General features: G+C 67.0%; 1 protein-coding gene. It reads right to left on the reverse strand.

Annotated elements, in window-relative coordinates:
• The coding region (locus EN991_RS38155) for an MDR family oxidoreductase (protein ID WP_164769754.1) at positions 1–802 on the reverse strand (802 nt) is incomplete at its 3' end.
• Positions 803–834 lie beyond the last annotated feature (32 nt).

Below are 834 nucleotides of genomic sequence, written 5' to 3' on the forward strand. Positions count from 1 at the left end.
ATGAGACACCGCGCAGGATGAAGGGCGCGACGCTGGCCGGCAGGTCCATGCCGCCGGCCAGGCCGCAGGCGGCGACCGCGCCGCCATAGGAGGTCATCGAGAGCACATTGGCCAGCGTGTGGCTGCCGACAGCGTCGATGCCGCCCGCCCAGCGCTCCTTGGCCAGCGGCTTGGCCGGCTGGGCAAGCTCCTCGCGCGAGATCACCTCGGCGGCGCCAAGGTCCATCAGAAAGGGGCTTTCGGCATTGCGGCCGGTGGAAGCAATGACATGGTAGCCGAGGCTGGACAGGATGGAGACCGCGACCGAGCCGACGCCGCCGGCTGCCCCCGTCACCACCACCGGGCCGCGATCGGGCAGGATGCCGTGCCGCTCCAGGGCCATGACACAGAGCATGGCGGTATATCCTGCGGTGCCGACGGCCATCGCGTCATGCGGGCTGATGCCTTGCGGCAGCGGCACCAGCCAGTCGCCCCTGACGCGGGCACGGCCTGCATAGGCACCGAAATGGGTTTCGCCGACGCCCCAGCCATTCAGCACGACCTTGTCTCCGGCGCGCCAGTCGGGATGCGAGGACGAAATGACGGTGCCGGCGAAATCGATGCCCGGCACCAACGGCCAGCGGCGGATCACCGGCGCCTTGCCTGTGATCGCCAAGCCATCCTTGTAGTTCACCGTCGTTGCCTCGACCGCGACGGTGACATCGCCTTCCATCAGGTCGGCCTCGGTGAGATCGGTCACGGCGACCGACTGCTTTTTCTCGGCGTCACGCGAAACGAGGATGGCTTTGAAGGTTTCGGACATGTCTTTCTCCGCGATCTTGACGACATGAACTG

The organism is Mesorhizobium sp. M7A.F.Ca.US.005.03.2.1 (genome assembly GCF_003997795.1).
In the GTDB taxonomy this organism is placed as follows: Bacteria; Pseudomonadota; Alphaproteobacteria; order Rhizobiales; family Rhizobiaceae; genus Mesorhizobium; species Mesorhizobium ciceri.